This window comes from Aquicoccus sp. SU-CL01552 (assembly GCF_040365005.1).
Lineage (GTDB): Bacteria > Pseudomonadota > Alphaproteobacteria > Rhodobacterales > Rhodobacteraceae > Antarcticimicrobium.
On sequence record NZ_BAABWV010000019.1, the window covers coordinates 37,648 to 53,907 of the forward strand.

The following is a 16,260-nucleotide window of genomic DNA, read 5'->3' on the forward strand; positions in this document are numbered from 1 at the left end:
CGGCGTTGTTGTTATCGCTGTGCCGGCGGACAGGTCGTGTCAGTTCGCCGCGACCTGCCAGGGCGCGTCGAACCAGTGTTCCTCGAGGTTGTCACCGGGACCGATCCGGTCGATCACCGCGAACAGGCCGGGCGCCTGCAGCGGCGTGAGAACCCCGTGCCAGGTGTCTCTCAACAGGTTGATCCCCTGTCCGGGGGCGGTCAAGAAGGCACGCGGCTTCGCCGGGGCGCCGCCGGCGTCTGCGGCGACAATGACCAGGAACGATGTCGGATTGAGCGGAATGAAGGCCTGGCTGCCCAGCGGGTGCCGTTCCATCATCTCCAGCCGATAGGGCAGGGCGCGCGGCTGCGCGTCGAACAGGCTGATGCCTGCACGCCCCTCGGTGAACTCCATCCGGGCCAGATCGTGATGCCGCCCGCAAAGCCCCTGGTTGATGATCTTGTCCGGGGCCTCCTTCAGCGCGATCACGTCGCCAAAGGGGGCGAAACCGGCAGCGGTCAGGGGCTCGGTGTGGACCGTCCTCACGGCAGCATGTCCTTGAGCCGTATTTCGGCGATCCGCTCCACCTGCTTGCAGGCCTCGCCGAACTCGTTCTCGCTGTCGTTGGCCAGCCGCCGCTCAAAGGCGGCGAGGATGCCCGGTTTGTCATGGTCGCGCACCGCGATGATGAAGGGAAACCCGTGTTTCTCGACGTAACCGGTGTTGAGGCGGGTGAAATTCGCGCGCTCTGCATCGGTCAGCGCATCGAGCCCGACGCTCGCCTGTTCGGAGCTGCTCTCCGCCGTCAACCGCCTGGCCGCGGCCAGTTTCCCGGCCAGGTCGGGATGCGCGCGCAGCACGCCCAGCCTTTCCTCGTCACTGGCGGACCGGAAGGCGCGGCACAGCGCGTTGTGCAGCCCCACGGCGCTGTCGTGCGCCGGCCCCAGTTCCAGCGCAAAGGCGCGCTCGGCGATCCATGGTGAATGTTCGAAGATGCCGCCGAAAGCCTCGACAAAGCGGGCGCGGTCCATCCGGCTGGGCCGGTCCCAGCGCCGGTGCGGGTGGGTTTTCGCCCAATGCCGCGCGACGTCGATGCGGCGCGGGGTCCAGACATCCTCGTACTCGGAGATGTAATCGAGGAATCGTTTCAGCCCGGCCAGTTTCCCCGGCCGTCCGATCAGCCGGCAATGCAGCCCGATGCTCATCATCTTCGGCGCGCCGGCCTGCCCCTCGGCATAGAGCACGTCGAAGGCGTCGCGAAGATAGGTAAAGAACTGCTCGCCGGTGATGTAGCCCGGCGCGGTGGCAAAGCGCATGTCGTTGGCCTCGAGCGTGTAGGGGATGATCAACTGGTCGCGATCCCCCACCTCCAGCCAATAGGGCAGATCGTCATCATAGGTGTCGGAGACATAGGCGAACCCGCCCTCCTGCGCGACCAGACGCACGGTATTGGCACTGCACCGCCCGGTGTACCAGCCCAGCGGGCGTTCGCCGACCACCTCGGTATGCAGCCGGATCGCCGCGTCGATCGCGGCGCGCTCCTCTTCCTCGGGCATGTCCTTGTGCTCGACCCATTTCAGCCCGTGGCTGGCAATCTCCCAGCCGGCGGATTTCATCGCCGCCACCTGTTCGGGGCTGCGTGCCAGCGCGCTGGCCACGCCGTAGATCGTCACCGGCACATCGGCGCCGGTGAACAGCCGGTGCAACCGCCAGAACCCGGCCCGCGCGCCGTAGTCATAGATCGATTCCATGTTCCAATGGCGCTGTCCGGGCCAGGGCGCGGCGCCGGCGATGTCGGAGAGGAACGCCTCGGAGGCCGCATCGCCATGCAGAATGGAATTCTCGCCGCCCTCTTCGTAGTTCAGGACGAATTGCACCGCGATCTTGGCGCCGCCGGGCCATTTCGGGTCGGGCGGGGTGGCGCCGTAGCCGCGCATGTCGCGGGGGTAGCGTGTCATTCCTGCGGTCTCCTGCTGTTGATCTGCCTTGTAGAACATTACAATAGCGCACAGTTTCCTGTATTTCCTGAAGGAGTTGTAGCCATTTCCGGGGTGCGGCAGAGTGCCCTTGCGCGTAGAAAACGGGCAGGCAAATCCAGGGGGGCGATGATGGCCGGATATTTGACGACCCATGTTCTCGACACGGCGCGCGGCTGCCCGGCCGCCGGGCTAAGGATCGAGCTGTTCCGCATCGAGGGCGAGGCCCGCACCCTCTTGCGCAGTTTGCTCACCAACGAAGACGGCCGCACCGATGAACAGATCCTGCCAGCGTCGGAATTCGAGCCGGGCACCTACGAGCTGGTCTTTCACGCCGGCGCCTACCTCGACGAGACCGGCCCGGCGCAGGAGCCGCCCCGGTTCCTCGACCTGATCCCGCTGCGCTTCGGCATGGGCGAGGAAAGCCATTACCACGTGCCGCTGCTGCTCTCGCCCTTCGGGTATTCCACCTATCGGGGGAGTTGAACCGCGCGCGTCGCGCCTGCCCGCGCGTCGGAATATGAGTATTTAGGAAGAGAAGAAGCCGGGTATGGTCCTGTCCCTTCTTCTCTTTGAAAATACTCGAACGCGCCGGACGGGGCGGGGCGCGCCGTGGGTCATTTGAGCGCCTGGGCGATGCGCTCGGCCATGAAGTCGATGAACAACCGCGTCTTGGGGTCCTGCCGCCGCCGGTGCATGTAGAGACAGGCCAGCTGGATCGGCACCGGAGGCTCGGCCTCGGCCACCGGGACCAGCGCGCCGGATTTCAGGTGTTCGGCCACCTCGAACACGGGTTTCAGGATGACTCCGTGCCCCTCCAGCGCCCAGCCGGTCAGAACGTCGCCATCGTCGGATTCGAACGGGCCGCGCACGGAGAACCGCCGCACGCCGTCGGGTGTCTGCAGCGGCCATTGGAACTCGGGCGCGCCGGGATAGCGCAGGTTCAGGCAATCGTGCTTGTCGCGCACCAGCGCCTCGCCGGTTTCCGGCATGCCGCGCCGGGCGATGTAGGCGGGCGCGGCGCAAAGCACACGGGGACAATCGGCGATCTTGCGGATGCGCAGGGCGGAATCCTCGGGGATGCCGAGAAAGAAGGCGAGGTCCAGCCCCTCGGCCGCGAGATCGAGCTTGCGGTCCGACAGCCGCAGCCGGATGTCGATCAGCGGATAGTCCGCCTTGAACGTGGGCACGGCGGGGGCGATCAGGCGACGGCCCAGCCCCAGTGGTGCGGCGATGTAGAGCGAGCCGCGCGGCGTCATCGTCACGTTGGAGATCTCGGCCTCGGCGGCATCGACGGCCTCGAGGATCTTGCAGGCGCCGCGATAGAACAGGTTGCCCTGTTCGGTGGGATTGAGCGTGCGCGTGGTGCGCTGGAACAGGCGGACGTTCAGATGCTCTTCGAGCTGGGAGATTCGCGCCGAGGCGACCGCCGCGGAAATGCGTTGATCGCGGGCGGCGGCGGACATGTTGCCCAATTCATAGACACGCACGAAGGTTTGGATATTGTCCAGATAGGCCATGGGGGCTCATTGTTCGTTTTTATTTGAAGCATCTTGGCGCTTTCCCCGGATACATGACAATACGGGAATAGGCTAGCAGGGGGCAAAGCGCCCGAAGGAGAGAGCGATGCAGGACTTGGCGATCATCTGGGACTGGCTGGCATTCGCGGTGCGCTGGCTGCACGTGATCACCGCGATCGCCTGGATCGGGTCATCGTTCTATTTCATCGCGCTGGACCTGGGGTTGCGCAAGGCGCCGCATCTGCCCGTGGGCGCCCATGGCGAGGAATGGCAGGTGCATGGCGGCGGGTTTTACCACATCCGGAAATTCCTGGTCGCACCCGAGCATATGCCCGAGCATCTGACCTGGTTCAAATGGGAAAGCTATTCGACCTGGCTGAGCGGTGCGGCGTTGTTGATGATCGTCTATTGGGCGGGGGGTGAGCTTTACCTGATCGACGCGGGCAAGGCCGAACTGACCCTGTGGCAGGGGATCGCGATCTCCGCCGCCTCGCTGACCGTGGGCTGGATCGTCTATGACCTGCTGTGCAAATCGGGGTTGGGCGAGCGACCGACGCTGCTGATGGTTCTGTTGTTCGTGCTGCTGGTGGCGATGGGCTGGGGCTATAACCAGATTTTCACCGGTCGGGCGATGATGCTGCACCTGGGGGCGTTTACTGCCACCATCATGACGGCGAACGTGTTCTTCATCATCATCCCGAACCAGAAGATCGTGGTCGCCGACCTCAAGGCGGGCCGCACGCCGGATGCGAAATACGGCAAGATTGCCAAGCTGCGCTCGACCCACAACAACTACCTGACGCTGCCAGTGGTGTTCCTGATGCTGTCGAACCACTATCCGCTGGCCTTTGCGACCCAGTACAACTGGATCATCGCGGCGCTGGTGTTCCTGATGGGGGTGACGATCCGGCATTATTTCAACACACGGCACGCGCGCAAGGGCAACCCGATGTGGACCTGGGTCGCCACGGCGGCGCTCTTCGCCGCGATCATGTGGCTGTCGATGGCGCCGCTGGAGCAGCAAAGCTATGAGGAGAGCGCGGCGCGCGCGCTGACCCCGACCGAAACCGTCTTTGCCGAGGCCGAGGGGTTCGACGAGGTGGCCGACATCGTGCTGGGTCGCTGTTCGATGTGCCACACGCGCGAGCCGGGCTGGGACGGTATCCACCGGGCGCCCAAGAACGTGCTGCTGGAAACCCGGCCCGAGATCGCGGCGGCGGCGCGACAGATCTATATCCAGGCCGGGGTGAGCACGGCGATGCCGCCGGCGAACATCAGCTGGATCGAGCCCGAGGAGCGGGCCAAGATCGTGGCCTGGTACCGGGCCGCGAGCGCGCGCCTGCCGCTGCGGCTGGCCGCGAACTGAGGGCACCTGTCCCACCGTCACGCAAGGAAACACTGGACCGCCCCGGCGCGCCGCAGCACTCTGCGGTCGAGGGAGGAACCTTGCATGATGGAGTTGCCCAAGCCCGGCACGCGGCCGTGGCATGCCTTTTACAATCCGGGCGTGCGACCCGATTTCGTGCCGCCAAGGACCACCCTGACCGCGATGATGGCCGAAGCCTTTGCTGCCCATGGGCCGAGGGTGCTGATCGAGTATCCGGGCGAAGAGATCACCTATGACCAGATGAAGGCGCGGGCGGCGCGGGCGGCGTCGGCCCTGCGCGCCCATGGCCTTGTCTCCGGCGACCGGATTGCGCTGCATCTGCCGAACTGCCCCTGGCACCCGGTGTTCTTTTTCGCGGCGATGACCGCCGGCCTGGTCGTCACCCATCTCAGCCCGCTGGATGCGCCGGAGGAGATCGCCCACAAGCTGGCCGACAGCGGTGCCAGGCTGGTGATCTCCTTGGCCCGCCCGGAGTTTGCCGAACCGTTGACCGCCGCGGCGGCGCATGGGCCGATCCCGCCGGTGGTGCAATGCCCGGACGGGGCGGAGACCACCGTTTCGGACGGTGCGATGGCAATCGAGGCATTCTGGGCCGGGCACGCGGGCGCGGAGTGGCAGCCTGTGCCGGTCGAGCCGGAGGATATCGCGCTGTTGCAATATACCGGCGGCACCACGGGCCGGCCCAAGGCGGCGGTGCTGACCCATGCAAACATCGCCGCTGCGGTGAATATCTATCGCGAATTCCTCACCGGCGAGGTGGCGCGCCAGCCGGGCAAGCATACGCTGCTTTACGCGCCGGTGTTCCATATCCTGGGGCTGTCCACGCAGCTCCTGCGCGGCTTCGCCGATGGGCTGACCCTGCATCTGCGGCCGCGCTTTGACGCGGGGCGGGCGCTGGACGATATCGAGACGCATGGCATCAACATCCTGTCCGGTGTGCCGACCATGTGGATCGCGATCCTGCGCCAGCCGGGGGTCGAGATGCGCGATCTGTCGTCGCTGGAGTTCATCGGTTCGGGCGGTGCGCCGCTGCCGGTCGAGGTCTATCGGAAGGTCTGCGCGTTGACCGGTCTCAAGCTGCGCGGCGGCTGGGGGATGACCGAGACGGCGCCGGCGGGCTCCAACGTGCCGGGGGGATTGCCGGATGACAAGCTGGGGACGATCGGCATCCCGCTGCCGGGACTGGAGATCAAGATCGTCGATCCCGCCGATCCCGCGCGGGATCTGGCGCCGGGCGAGGATGGCGAGATGGCGATCCGGGGTCCCAACGTGACGCGCACTTACTGGAACCGGCCGGAAGAGACGGCGGCCGCCTTTCACGACGGCTGGTTCCTGACCGGCGATATCGCCCATATGGACACCGACGGGTTCCTGTACCTGGTGGACCGGAAAAAGGACATGATCCTGTCGGGGGGATTCAACGTCTACCCGGTGATGATCGAGGATGCCGTGCACCGCTATCCGGGGGTGTCCGAGGCGATGGCGATCGGGGTGCCCGATGCCTATCGCGGCGAGAGCGCCAAGGTCTTCGTGGTGCTGAGCCCCGGCGCGCAGCAGTTCACGCTGGAACAGTTGCAGGCGTTTCTGGCCGACAAGCTGGGACGGCACGAGATCCCCCGCGCGTTGGAGTTTCGCGACGCCCTGCCAAAGACGCCCGTGGGCAAGCTGGATCGCAAGGCGCTGCGCGCGGAGGTCGGCGCCGAGGCGGCGCTGGCCTGATCCGGGGTCGTCAGCCCCGGGTCCAGCCCAGCGTTGCGGCCAGCCGGTCCTGCGCGGCGAGATACTCCGCCTCGATCCGGTCCACCAGTTGGCCGGCCGGGATCACCTTGCGCACCGCGCCGATGCCCTGGCCCGAGCCCCAGATTTCCTTCCAGCTCTTGGGTTTTTCCCGGTTCGGGCCGAAATCCATGGTCGAGGGGTCGGAGCGTTCGAGCTTGTCCGGGTCCATCCCCGCCGCCGCGATCGAGGGTTTGAGGTAATTTCCCCAGACCCCGGTGAAGAGGTTGGAATAGACGATATCGTCTGCACCGCCCTCGACGATCATTTGCTTGTACCGCGCTTCGGCATTGGCCTCTTCGGTTGCAATGAAGGCCGAGCCGACGTAACCGCCATCCGCCCCCATCGCCTGTGCCGCAAGCAGGCTGTCGCCGCGCGCGATGGCCCCGGACAGGAACAGCGGGCCGTCGAACCAGTCGCGGATTTCCTGTACCAGCGCCAGCGGCGAGAGCGCGCCGGCATGCCCCCCCGCCCCGGCGGACACCGCGATCAGCCCGTCGGCGCCCTTTTCGACGGCCTTTTTCGCAAAGCGGTTGTTGATCACGTCATGCAGGGTGATGCCGCCCACCGAATGGGCCGCGTCGTTGACCCAGGTCTGCGCCCCCAGCGAAGTGATCCAGACCGGCACCTTGTATTTCACACAGATCTCCACATCCCGTTCCAGCCGCGCGTTCGAGCGGTGCACGATCTGGTTGACGGCAAAGGGCGCGGCGGGCCGGTCGGGGTTCTCCTGGTTGTGGCGGTCCAGCTCCTCGGTGATGCGGGTGAGCCAGCGTTCCAGCTCGATCGGTTCGCCCTCTTTCTCGCGGGCGTTCAGCGCGGGAAAAGAGCCGACGATCCCGGCCTTGCACTGGGCAATCACCAGGTCGGGGTTGGAGATGATGAACAGCGGGCTGCCGATCATCGGCAGGCGCAAATGGTCGAAGACAGCGGGCATGGTCATGGCGGAAATCCCTCGCGTTGCGCCGCCCCGGCGCGGCGGGGACGGGTCAGAACCTGAGCCCGTATGTCACGGAGAGCCCGACCTCAAGGCAAGCGCGACGTGACGTGAGAACCCGGGTGTGGCGCGGTGCAGGGGCCGGGGTAACGGTGGCATGGACGAGGGCCGCCCTGTCCTCGCCCGCCGCATTTCACGCGAATTACATCGCCACAGGCTTGCGTGGGTGCGGAGGGTCGGGGATGGTGCGCCGTGACACGGCGACAACGGAAAGGGACCGGCAGGATGAGCGATACCTGGGACGAGGATCTGTTTGCCAAGGGGTTGGCGCAGCGCAAGGCGACGCTGGGGGCGGAGTACGTTGACCGGAACCTGGCGGCTGCCGATGATTTCACCCGACCGTTCCAGGAGGCGATGACCGCCTGGTGCTGGGGGTTCGGCTGGGGCGACGAGACCATCGACCCGAAAACCCGCAGCATGATGAACCTCGCCATGCTCGGGGCGCTGGGCAAGATGCACGAATGGGAAATCCACTGTCGCGGCGCGCTGAACAACGGCGTTACCCGGGACGAGATCCGCGCCATCATCCACGTCGTCGCCATCTACTGCGGTGTGCCGCAGGCGCTGGAGTGTTTCCGGGCTGCGAAAAAGGTTCTGGACGCGCAATCAGGTGATTGATCCTGCGGGTGCGGCGCCCGTTACAGCGTGTCGCACCGCCTCCGGGTGGCCACGGGATAATACACATATTAAATAGATAATACTTCCGCCCCAAAGCGACGAGCATTCCAGTGGCATCGAAATCCTCCATTTCCCGCCTGATCGCGGGCAGGCCGCGCCGGTTGCTGCGGCAGGCTTCGGTCTGGTCCACCCTGTCCGGGGCCCTGTGGCCGGTGCAGGCGGCACTGGTGGCCTGGGTGATACAGGATTGGGCTTCCGGCACCTTTGGCGCAACCGGATGGGTCGCGGCGACCTCGTTCGCCGTTCTGGGCCTGATGCGGGCGGTGGCGGACCGGATCGCCGGGCGACGGGCCTTTGCCGCCGCCGACCAGGTGGTTGCGGACCAGCGCAAGACGCTGCTCGACCGGGAAAGCCTGCGGACCGACCGCGCCATCGCCTCGGCCGACCTGGCCGCGCTCTTGTCGGAGAAACTGGCGCTGCTGTCGCCCTACGTGTCCCGCTATCGCCCGGCCATGGCGCGGGTGATGGTGCTGCCCATTCTGTACCTCGTGCTGACCGTCCCGCTGTCCTGGGCGGCGGCGGTGATCCTGTTGGCGGCGGGGCCGCTGATCCCGGTGTTCATGGCGCTGGTGGGCATGGCGGCGAAAGAGGCCAGCGCGCGGCAGATGGTCGAGATCGGCGACATGAACGCGCTTTTGATCGACCGGATCGCGGCCTTGCCCGATATCCGCATTCTGGATGCAGCCGAGAAATCGCGCGCCGATTTCGCCGCCCTGGCCGAGGGCGTGCGGCGGCGCACCATGGCGGTGTTGCGCGTCGCCTTCCTGTCCTCGACCGTGCTGGAGCTGTTCTCGGCCATCGGGGTGGCGATGGTGGCGGTGTACGTCGGGTTTTCGCTGTTGGGCGAGATCACCTTCGGCGCCTATGCCGCGCCGATGACCCTGGGCGAGGGGGTGTTCATCCTGCTGCTGGCGCCAGAGTTCTTTCAGCCGCTGCGCGACCTGGCCGCCGCCTGGCATGACAAGGCCGCTGCCGAGGCCGTGGCCGACGAGCTGGAGGCGCGGATGACGCGCGAGGCGGCGCAGGTCCTGGGCACCGGCGCGCGGGTGGAGCGGCTGGAGGGTCCGCCGACGCTGGACCTCGCGGGCGTTACAATCATGCGCGGCGGACAGCGCCACGCGCTGCCGGATATCAGTGTCGGGGCGGGTGAAAGCGTGGCCTTGCGGGGCCCGAGCGGAACCGGGAAATCGACCCTGTTGGAGCTGGCTGCCGGGCTGCTCCGCTCCGAGGCGGGACAGGTCGTGGTGGCGGGTCGGCCCCTGGACGATGACACCGCCGACGGCTGGCGGGCGCGGATCGCCTTCGTGCCGCAAACCGTGCATGTGCCCGATGTGACCCTTCGGGAGTTCCTCGACCCCCACGGTCAGGGCGCGGACATTCAGGCGGCGCTGGACAAGGCGCGGGCCGCGGCCATCGTCGCGGCGCTTCCCGAGGGGCTGGAGACCCGGCTGGGGGAGACCGGCGCCGGCGTGTCCGGCGGCGAGGCGCGGCGGCTGCTGCTGGCGCGCGCCTTCCTGACCGGCGCCGACGTGATCCTGGCCGACGAGCCGACCGCCGACCTCGACCGGGACACCGCACGTGAGATCATCGGGGCGCTGGTCGATATCGGCCGCGCGGGGCGCACGGTGATCGTGGCCACCCATGACGACGCGCTTTGCGCGGCGATGGACCGGGTGATCGGGATGGAGGGCGCAGGATGAGGGCGCTTTGGCGGATCTTCCGGCTGCTCTGGGAGGCGGACTCCTGGGCGATGTGGCGCGGCGCGGCGCTGACCGTTGTCGTTCTGATCATGGGGGCGGCGCTGCTTGGCCTGTCGGGGTGGTTCATCACCGCGACGGGGCTGGCCGGGATCGCCGGGATCGGCATCGCCTTTGACGTGTTCCGCCCCTCGGCGGGGGTCCGGTTCCTGGCGCTGGGCCGGGCCGGCGCGCGCTATGGCGAGCGGCTTTTAACCCATGACGCCACGCTGCGGGCGCTGGCAGCCTTGCGGATCACGCTCATGCACCGGCTGGAACATTGGCCGATCGACGCGTTGCGACGGTTGCGCGGCGGCACCGCGCTGACCCGGATCACGGCGGATGTCGATGCGCTTGACGGGGTGGTGCTGCGGCTGGCGCTGCCGGTCGCGGCGGCGCTGATCACCCATGTGGTGGCCTTTGTCATGCTCGCATGGCTGGCGACGCCAGCGGTGGCGGCGGCGATTGCCCTGGGGTACCTGGCGGGCGGATCGCTGATCCTCATGCGGGTGGCGATGCGCACCTTTGCCCCCTCGACCGAGGCGGAAACGGCGATGCAGGCCCTGCGCCAGCGCGCCATCGGCCTGTTTCGCGGCCAGCGCGAGGCGATCCTGCAGGGGCTGATGCCGTCCTGGCGGGACCGGATCGACGCGGAGGAATCGCGCGCCCGTGCCGCGCAGGACCGGCTGGACCGGATCGACACGGCGGCGGGCATGGCCCTGTCGGTGCTGGTGGCGCTGGTCACGGCGCTGGTGCTTGGCCTTTCCGGCGGGCTGATCGCCAGCGGGCGGATTGACGCGGCGCAGGCGGCGATCGGGGTGTTCGTGGCGCTGGCCCTGGCCGAAACGGTGATGCCGTTGCGCCGGGGACTGGCCGAAATCGGGCGGATGCGGGATGCGGCGGGTCGGGTGATGGCGCCGGCGCCGCAGGGGGAACGCCCGTTGTCGGCGGGTGGCAAGCCCCCCGCGACCGACCGCGCCGCCGGTTTGGTGGTGAGCGACCTTGACCTTGCGCGTCCCGGGCGGGCCGGGCTCTTGCTGCACGGTGTGAGTTTCTCGGTGGCACCGGGTGAGATGCTGGCGCTGCGCGGGGCCAGCGGGTCGGGGAAAAGCACGCTTCTGGATGCGCTGGCGGGCATCGGCCCGATGCAGGGTGGCGAGGTGCGGGTTCTTGGCGCCTCGCTGGCCGATTGGCCGGAACCGGCGCTGCGCGGGCGGCTTACCCTTTTGCCGCAGCGGACCGCGCTGCTGGGAGGGACCGTGCTTGAAAACCTGCAGATCGCCCGGCCCGACCTGAGCGAGGACGCCGCCTGGGAGGTGTTGCGCGCGGTGGCACTGGACGGGGTAATCCACGGGCGCGGCGGCCTGCAGGCCCGGCTGGGCGAGGGGGGCGCAGGTCTCTCTGGTGGGGAATCGCGGCGCCTGGCGCTGGCCCGTGCCCTGTTGCGGCGGCCCGATATCCTGCTGCTTGACGAGCCGACCGAGGGGCTGGACGACCCGACTGCACGTCGCGTGGTAGCGGGGGTCCGGGCCTATCTGCCACGGGCGGCCATCGTCGCGGCAACACACCGCGCCGCCGAGACGGATGGGGCAGATCGGCAAGTCGATCTGAAAAAATACATGCCGAAAACCAGATTCCTTTGACGCAGATCAAATCGAAACCGGGGGGTGCGGGTGTACCCCGATCCCAATGATGTATTTTCCAAGCAGGTTTGTGTCATGCGAATCTGCACACTCAAACCGAGGAGATGACAATCATGGAATTTGATGTCGTCGAGCTGTCGCGCCTCCAGTTTGCGATGACGGCGATGTATCACTTCCTCTTCGTGCCGCTGACGCTGGGTCTTTCGATCCTCGTCGCGATCATGGAGACGGTCTATGTGATGACCAACCGGCCGATCTGGCGCCAGATGACGAAATTCTGGGGCACCTTGTTCGGGATTAACTTTGTTCTGGGCGTTGCCACCGGCATCACCATGGAATTCCAGTTCGGCATGAACTGGTCCTATTACAGCCACTATGTCGGCGACATCTTCGGCGCGCCGTTGGCGATCGAGGGGCTCATGGCCTTTTTCCTCGAGGCCACCTTTGTCGGGCTTTTCTTCTTCGGTTGGGACAAGCTGAGCAAGACCGCGCACATGGTCGTCACCTGGCTGGTTGCGCTGGGGTCCAACTTTTCGGCGCTGTGGATCCTGATCGCCAACGGCTGGATGCAGAATCCTGTGGGGGCACAGTTCAATCCCGACAGTATGCGTATGGAAATGACCAGCTTCTTTGACGTGATGTTCAACGAGGTGGCGCAGGCCAAGTTCGTGCACACCGTTTCGGCGGGCTATGTCACGGCGTCTGTTTTCGTTCTGGGCGTGTCGGCCTGGTACATGCTGAAGGGGCGTCATATCGAATTGGCCCGCCGGTCGATCGCGGTCGCCGCAAGCTTTGGCCTTGCCTCCGCGCTGTCGGTGGTGATCCTGGGCGATGAGTCGGGCTATTCCGCCAGCCATACCCAGAAAATGAAACTCGCCGCGATCGAGGGCATGTGGGAAACCCACGATGCGCCCGCGTCCTTTACCCTGGTCGGCTTCCCCGACAAGGAAGCGCGCGAAACCCATTACGCACTCGAGATTCCGTGGGTGATGGGGCTGATCGGCACGCGCTCGCTGACCCAGGAGATCCCCGGCATCAACGACCTGGTCGCCGAGGCCGAGAACAAGATCCGGCGCGGCATTACCGCCTATGATGCGCTGATGACCATCCGCGAGCAGCGCGGCAATGCCCCGGCCGAGGCCCGGTTCGTGTTCGAACAGAACTCGGGCGATCTGGGCTTTGCCTTCCTGCTCAAGCGTTACGTGGACGACCCGCGCGAGGCGACCGAGGAACAGATTGCCATGGCCGCAGAAGATACCATCCCCGGTGTTGCGCCGCTGTTCTGGGCGTTCCGCCTGATGGTCGCGCTCGGCTTCAGCTTCATCGCGGTGATGGCCTATTTCGCCTTCATGGCCAGCTTCCGCGGCATGCGGTTCCCGCGTCCGGCGCTGTGGCTCGGGGTGATCATCATCCCGACGCCCTGGATCGCCGCCGAGCTGGGCTGGTTCGTGGCCGAGTTCGGACGTCAGCCCTGGACGGTTGACGGCGTGCTTCCGACCGCCTTGTCAGTGAGCCATCTGAGCGTGGCCGACCTTTTGATCACGCTGGCGGGATTTGTCACCTTCTACACTATTCTTTTCATCATCGAGATGGGCCTGATGGTGAAATACATCCGCAAGGGCCCGACCGAGGATGTGGAAGAAACCGAAACCTGGATGGCGCGGCACGAACACCGCCTGCGCACGCATGACGGCAAGGGCCCGTTTGCGCCCGAGCCTGCGGAGTAAGACCAATGATCCTCTATGAAATGATCGATTTCGATATCCTTCGCGTGATCTGGTGGGTGCTTCTGGGTGTCCTGCTGATCGGCTTTGCCCTGACCGACGGGTTCGACATGGGAGTCGGTGCGCTGGTTCCCTTCGTCGGCAAGACCGATGTGGAGCGCCGCGTGGCGATCAACACGATCGGCCCGATCTGGGAGGGCAACCAGGTGTGGTTCATCCTCGGCGGCGGCGCCATCTTTGCCGCCTGGCCCCCGCTCTACGCGGTGAGCTTCTCGGGGTTCTACCTGGCAATGTTCGCGGTTCTCGCGGCCTTCATCGTGCGGCCGGTGGCGTTTACCTATCGCTCCAAGCGTGACAGCCAGACCTGGCGCAACAGTTGGGACTGGGCGCTGTTCGTGGGCGGTGCGTTGCCGGCGCTGCTGTTCGGCGTGGCGGTTGGCAACGTGCTTCTGGGCGTGCCGTTTCACCTGACCGAGGACCTGATGCCGATGTATGACGGCAACTTCTTCACGAAGTTCATCGGGTTGCTGCGGCCCTTTGCGATCGTGTCCGGGCTGGTGTCGCTGTCGATGCTGCTGATGCACGGCGCGGCGTGGTTGACGCTGAAGACCGAAGGCGTGGTCCAGATGCGTGCCCGCACCATCGGCACCTATGCCGGGATCGTCGCGGCGGTGACCTATGCCATCGCCGGTGTCTGGCTGGCGCTGGGCGTGGACGGGTTCCAGGTTGTCAGCGAGGTCGCGGCCAACGGTCCGTCGAACCCGCTGTATTCCGAGGTGGCACGCGGTGGCTCGTGGCTCGACGCCTACAGCGCCCGGCCCTGGATCGCGATCGCGCCGATCATGGGGTTTGTCGGCATCGCGATGGCGGTGATGGGGCTGCGCGCCGGGCGCGAGGTTTCGACGCTGCTGTGGTCCAAGCTGGCGATCACCGGCATCATCTCCAGCGTCGGGTTGACGATGTTCCCGTTCATCCTGCCGTCGATCGTGGATCCCAACAGCTCGCTTACGGTCTGGGACAGCTCGTCCTCGGCGCAGACGCTGTTCGTGATGCTGGTGGCGGCGGTGATCTTCGTGCCGTTGATCCTGGCCTATACCGCCTGGGTGTACAAAGTGCTCTGGGGCAAGGTGACCGAGGAAGATGTCACCGGTGGCCACAGCTATTAAGGAAGGAAGACGACGATGTGGTATTTCGCTTGGTTGCTGGGCCTTCCGCTGGCCGCGCTGTTCGCTGTTCTGAACGCCATGTGGCTTGAGATGCGCGAAGACGCCAGTCTGACTCAAGAAGACGGCAAGAGCTAGCCTCTCCCTTTTTCGTCCCCGGGAGGGGTCAGACCGGGACGGGCGCCTTTCGGGGCGCCCGTTTCCGTTTGCGCGGGTCCAGGGGTGTTTCGGCCCCGCCGGTCGAGGAAGGCAAAAAGCGCATCTTCAATACAGCTTTTTGATCTGGGTCAAAATTCGGCATCCCATCGTATGCAAGTATCGACATATGATTCACAGGAAGCGGAACATATGACCGACCAAGAACAGTTTTCTCCGTCCCGTCGCGGGTTCCTTGGCCTCGCCGCCGGGGCCGCCGCCCTCGCGGGGACCGGGGCTGCCGGGCCGGCCTCTGCGCAGGTCTCCACCCGTGCACATATCGTCATTCTCGGCGCCGGCGCGGCCGGCACGGCGCTGGCCAATCGGCTGGTGCACCGCTTGGACGGCGCGCGGATCACCCTGATCGACGGACGCAAGCAGCACCTTTACCAGCCGGGCTTCAGCCTGATTGCCGCCGGGCTCAAGCCGGCCGGCTACTCGGTCAGTCAGACCGCCGACTGGTTGCCCTCGGGGGTCACGCTGAAACAGGACTACGCCGCCAAGATCGACCCGGAGGCAAAGACCGTCTCGCTGCAGGGAGGCGAAACGATCAGCTACGATTACCTGATCGTTGCCACCGGATTGACGCTGGACCATGACGCCATCGAGGGGTTCAGCCTGGATCTCGTCGGGACCGAGGGGATTGGCGCGCTTTATGCCGGGCCGAATTACGCCGCCCGGACATGGCTGGCCGCGTCCAAGTTCACCGAAGAGGGGGGCGTTGGTCTGTTCACCCGGCCCGCGACCGAGATGAAATGCGCCGGCGCGCCGCTCAAACACACCTTCCTTATCGACGACATCACTCGAAAGGCGGGCAATCGCGGCAAGGCCGAGATCACATATGCCTCAAACAACGCCTCGCTCTTCGGGGTGCCGATCGTGTCGGAAAAGGTGCGCATGCTGTTCGGCGATCGCGGCATCAACGCGGCCTACTCGCACGTTCTGCGCGGTATCGAGCCGGGCCAGAAACGCGCCACCTTCGATACGCCGGATGGGCGGGCAGAGCTTGAGTATGACTACATCCACGTGATCCCGCCGCAACGCGCCCCGCAGGTGGTGCGCGACAGCGGGCTGAGTTGGGCCGACAAATGGGTGGATCAAGGCTGGGTTGAGGTTGACCAGCACAGCCTGCGCCACCGTCGTTATCCCAATGTCTTCGCGGTGGGCGACGTGGCCGGCGTGCCCAAGGGCAAGACGGCGGCATCGGTCAAATGGCAGGTGCCGGTGGTCGAGGCGCATCTGGTCGCCCAGATCGCGGGCGATACCACGGATGCGGCCTACAACGGCTATACCTCCTGCCCGATGATCACCCGGATCGGCCGCGCCATGCTCGTCGAGTTCGATTACAACGACGATCTCGCACCGTCGTTCCCGGGGATCATCGCCCCGCTGGAAGAGCTGTGGATCAGCTGGCTGATGAAGGAGGTGGCGCTCAAGGCCACCTACAACGCGATGCTGCGCGGTAGGGCATAAGGGAGAGCACATC

Annotated in this window: 14 protein-coding genes; 10 read left to right on the forward strand and 4 right to left on the reverse strand. The window is 66.1% G+C overall.

The genetic code is table 11. The annotated features are described in order from the left end of the window. Positions 1-39 precede the first annotated feature (39 nt). Both ABWV23_RS19135 and puuE read right to left on the reverse strand, forming a co-directional pair. Positions 40-525 (reverse strand): ureidoglycolate lyase, encoded by a 486-nt coding sequence (locus ABWV23_RS19135; protein ID WP_353350669.1) that lies wholly within the window; start codon positions 523-525, stop codon positions 40-42. Then, on the reverse strand, positions 522-1,937 hold the full coding sequence (gene puuE, locus ABWV23_RS19140) for an allantoinase PuuE (protein WP_353350671.1): 1,416 nt from the start codon (positions 1,935-1,937) through the stop codon (positions 522-524). The genes ABWV23_RS19135 and puuE overlap by 4 nt, the downstream gene beginning before the upstream one ends. 150 nt (positions 1,938-2,087) lie before the next feature. Between puuE and uraH the strand changes: the two genes are divergently transcribed. Further along, entirely contained in the window at positions 2,088-2,441 is a 354-nt protein-coding gene (gene uraH, locus ABWV23_RS19145) for a hydroxyisourate hydrolase (protein ID WP_353350673.1), read from the forward strand. Positions 2,442-2,572: 131 nt separating this feature from the next. On the opposite strand, the gene ABWV23_RS19150 is transcribed toward uraH, so the two are convergent. Beyond that, a complete protein-coding gene (locus ABWV23_RS19150; RefSeq protein WP_353350675.1) occupies positions 2,573-3,475 on the reverse strand; it encodes a LysR family transcriptional regulator in 903 nt (300 codons plus the stop codon). A 106-nt stretch (positions 3,476-3,581) separates the two neighbouring features. Between ABWV23_RS19150 and ABWV23_RS19155 the strand changes: the two genes are divergently transcribed. After that, on the forward strand, positions 3,582-4,841 hold the full coding sequence (locus ABWV23_RS19155) for a urate hydroxylase PuuD (RefSeq protein ID WP_353350677.1): 1,260 nt from the start codon (positions 3,582-3,584) through the stop codon (positions 4,839-4,841). An 84-nt stretch (positions 4,842-4,925) separates the two neighbouring features. Beyond that, positions 4,926-6,581, forward strand: a complete 1,656-nt coding sequence (locus ABWV23_RS19160) for an AMP-binding protein (RefSeq protein WP_353350679.1) — start codon at positions 4,926-4,928, stop codon at positions 6,579-6,581. Between the two features lie 10 nt (positions 6,582-6,591). Here ABWV23_RS19160 and ABWV23_RS19165 read toward each other — a convergent pair whose 3' ends face one another. Further along, entirely contained in the window at positions 6,592-7,581 is a 990-nt protein-coding gene (locus tag ABWV23_RS19165; RefSeq protein WP_353350681.1) for an NAD(P)H-dependent flavin oxidoreductase, read from the reverse strand. A gap of 279 nt (positions 7,582-7,860) precedes the next feature. On the opposite strand from ABWV23_RS19165, the gene ABWV23_RS19170 reads away from it, so the two are divergent. The 7 genes from ABWV23_RS19170 (at position 7,861) to ABWV23_RS19200 (ending at position 16,247) form a co-directional block, all read left to right on the forward strand. Beyond that, a complete protein-coding gene (locus tag ABWV23_RS19170) occupies positions 7,861-8,253 on the forward strand; it encodes a carboxymuconolactone decarboxylase family protein (protein WP_353350683.1) in 393 nt (130 codons plus the stop codon). 110 nt (positions 8,254-8,363) lie between these two features. Continuing rightward, positions 8,364-10,013, forward strand: coding sequence for a thiol reductant ABC exporter subunit CydD (gene cydD / locus ABWV23_RS19175; protein ID WP_353350685.1), 1,650 nt, complete (start codon positions 8,364-8,366; stop codon positions 10,011-10,013). Next, positions 10,010-11,692 (forward strand): amino acid ABC transporter ATP-binding/permease protein, encoded by a 1,683-nt coding sequence (locus tag ABWV23_RS19180; protein ID WP_353350687.1) that lies wholly within the window; start codon positions 10,010-10,012, stop codon positions 11,690-11,692. The genes cydD and ABWV23_RS19180 overlap by 4 nt, the downstream gene beginning before the upstream one ends. Before the next feature lie 113 nt (positions 11,693-11,805). Beyond that, entirely contained in the window at positions 11,806-13,419 is a 1,614-nt protein-coding gene (locus ABWV23_RS19185) for a cytochrome ubiquinol oxidase subunit I (protein WP_353350689.1), read from the forward strand. 5 nt (positions 13,420-13,424) lie between these two features. Next, positions 13,425-14,582 (forward strand): cytochrome d ubiquinol oxidase subunit II, encoded by a 1,158-nt coding sequence (gene cydB, locus ABWV23_RS19190; protein ID WP_353350691.1) that lies wholly within the window; start codon positions 13,425-13,427, stop codon positions 14,580-14,582. Positions 14,583-14,597: 15 nt separating this feature from the next. Further along, positions 14,598-14,717, forward strand: coding sequence for a cytochrome bd-I oxidase subunit CydX (gene cydX, locus ABWV23_RS19195; RefSeq protein WP_353350694.1), 120 nt, complete (start codon positions 14,598-14,600; stop codon positions 14,715-14,717). A gap of 210 nt (positions 14,718-14,927) precedes the next feature. Next, a complete protein-coding gene (locus ABWV23_RS19200; RefSeq protein ID WP_353350696.1) occupies positions 14,928-16,247 on the forward strand; it encodes an NAD(P)/FAD-dependent oxidoreductase in 1,320 nt (439 codons plus the stop codon). Positions 16,248-16,260: the final 13 nt, after the last annotated feature.

Coding starts and splice junctions, on each gene's coding strand:
- ABWV23_RS19170 (WP_353350683.1), top strand. CDS start 7,861: ATGAGCGATACCTGGGACGAGGATCTGTTTGCCAAGGGGTTGGCGCAG.
- ABWV23_RS19180 (WP_353350687.1), top strand. CDS start 10,010: ATGAGGGCGCTTTGGCGGATCTTCCGGCTGCTCTGGGAGGCGGACTCC.
- ABWV23_RS19200 (WP_353350696.1), top strand. CDS start 14,928: ATGACCGACCAAGAACAGTTTTCTCCGTCCCGTCGCGGGTTCCTTGGC.
- cydB (WP_353350691.1), top strand. CDS start 13,425: ATGATCCTCTATGAAATGATCGATTTCGATATCCTTCGCGTGATCTGG.
- puuE (WP_353350671.1), bottom strand. CDS start 1,937: ATGACACGCTACCCCCGCGACATGCGCGGCTACGGCGCCACCCCGCCC.
- ABWV23_RS19165 (WP_353350681.1), bottom strand. CDS start 7,581: ATGACCATGCCCGCTGTCTTCGACCATTTGCGCCTGCCGATGATCGGC.
- ABWV23_RS19160 (WP_353350679.1), top strand. CDS start 4,926: ATGATGGAGTTGCCCAAGCCCGGCACGCGGCCGTGGCATGCCTTTTAC.
- ABWV23_RS19150 (WP_353350675.1), bottom strand. CDS start 3,475: ATGGCCTATCTGGACAATATCCAAACCTTCGTGCGTGTCTATGAATTG.
- ABWV23_RS19185 (WP_353350689.1), top strand. CDS start 11,806: ATGGAATTTGATGTCGTCGAGCTGTCGCGCCTCCAGTTTGCGATGACG.
- ABWV23_RS19155 (WP_353350677.1), top strand. CDS start 3,582: ATGCAGGACTTGGCGATCATCTGGGACTGGCTGGCATTCGCGGTGCGC.
- uraH (WP_353350673.1), top strand. CDS start 2,088: ATGGCCGGATATTTGACGACCCATGTTCTCGACACGGCGCGCGGCTGC.
- cydX (WP_353350694.1), top strand. CDS start 14,598: ATGTGGTATTTCGCTTGGTTGCTGGGCCTTCCGCTGGCCGCGCTGTTC.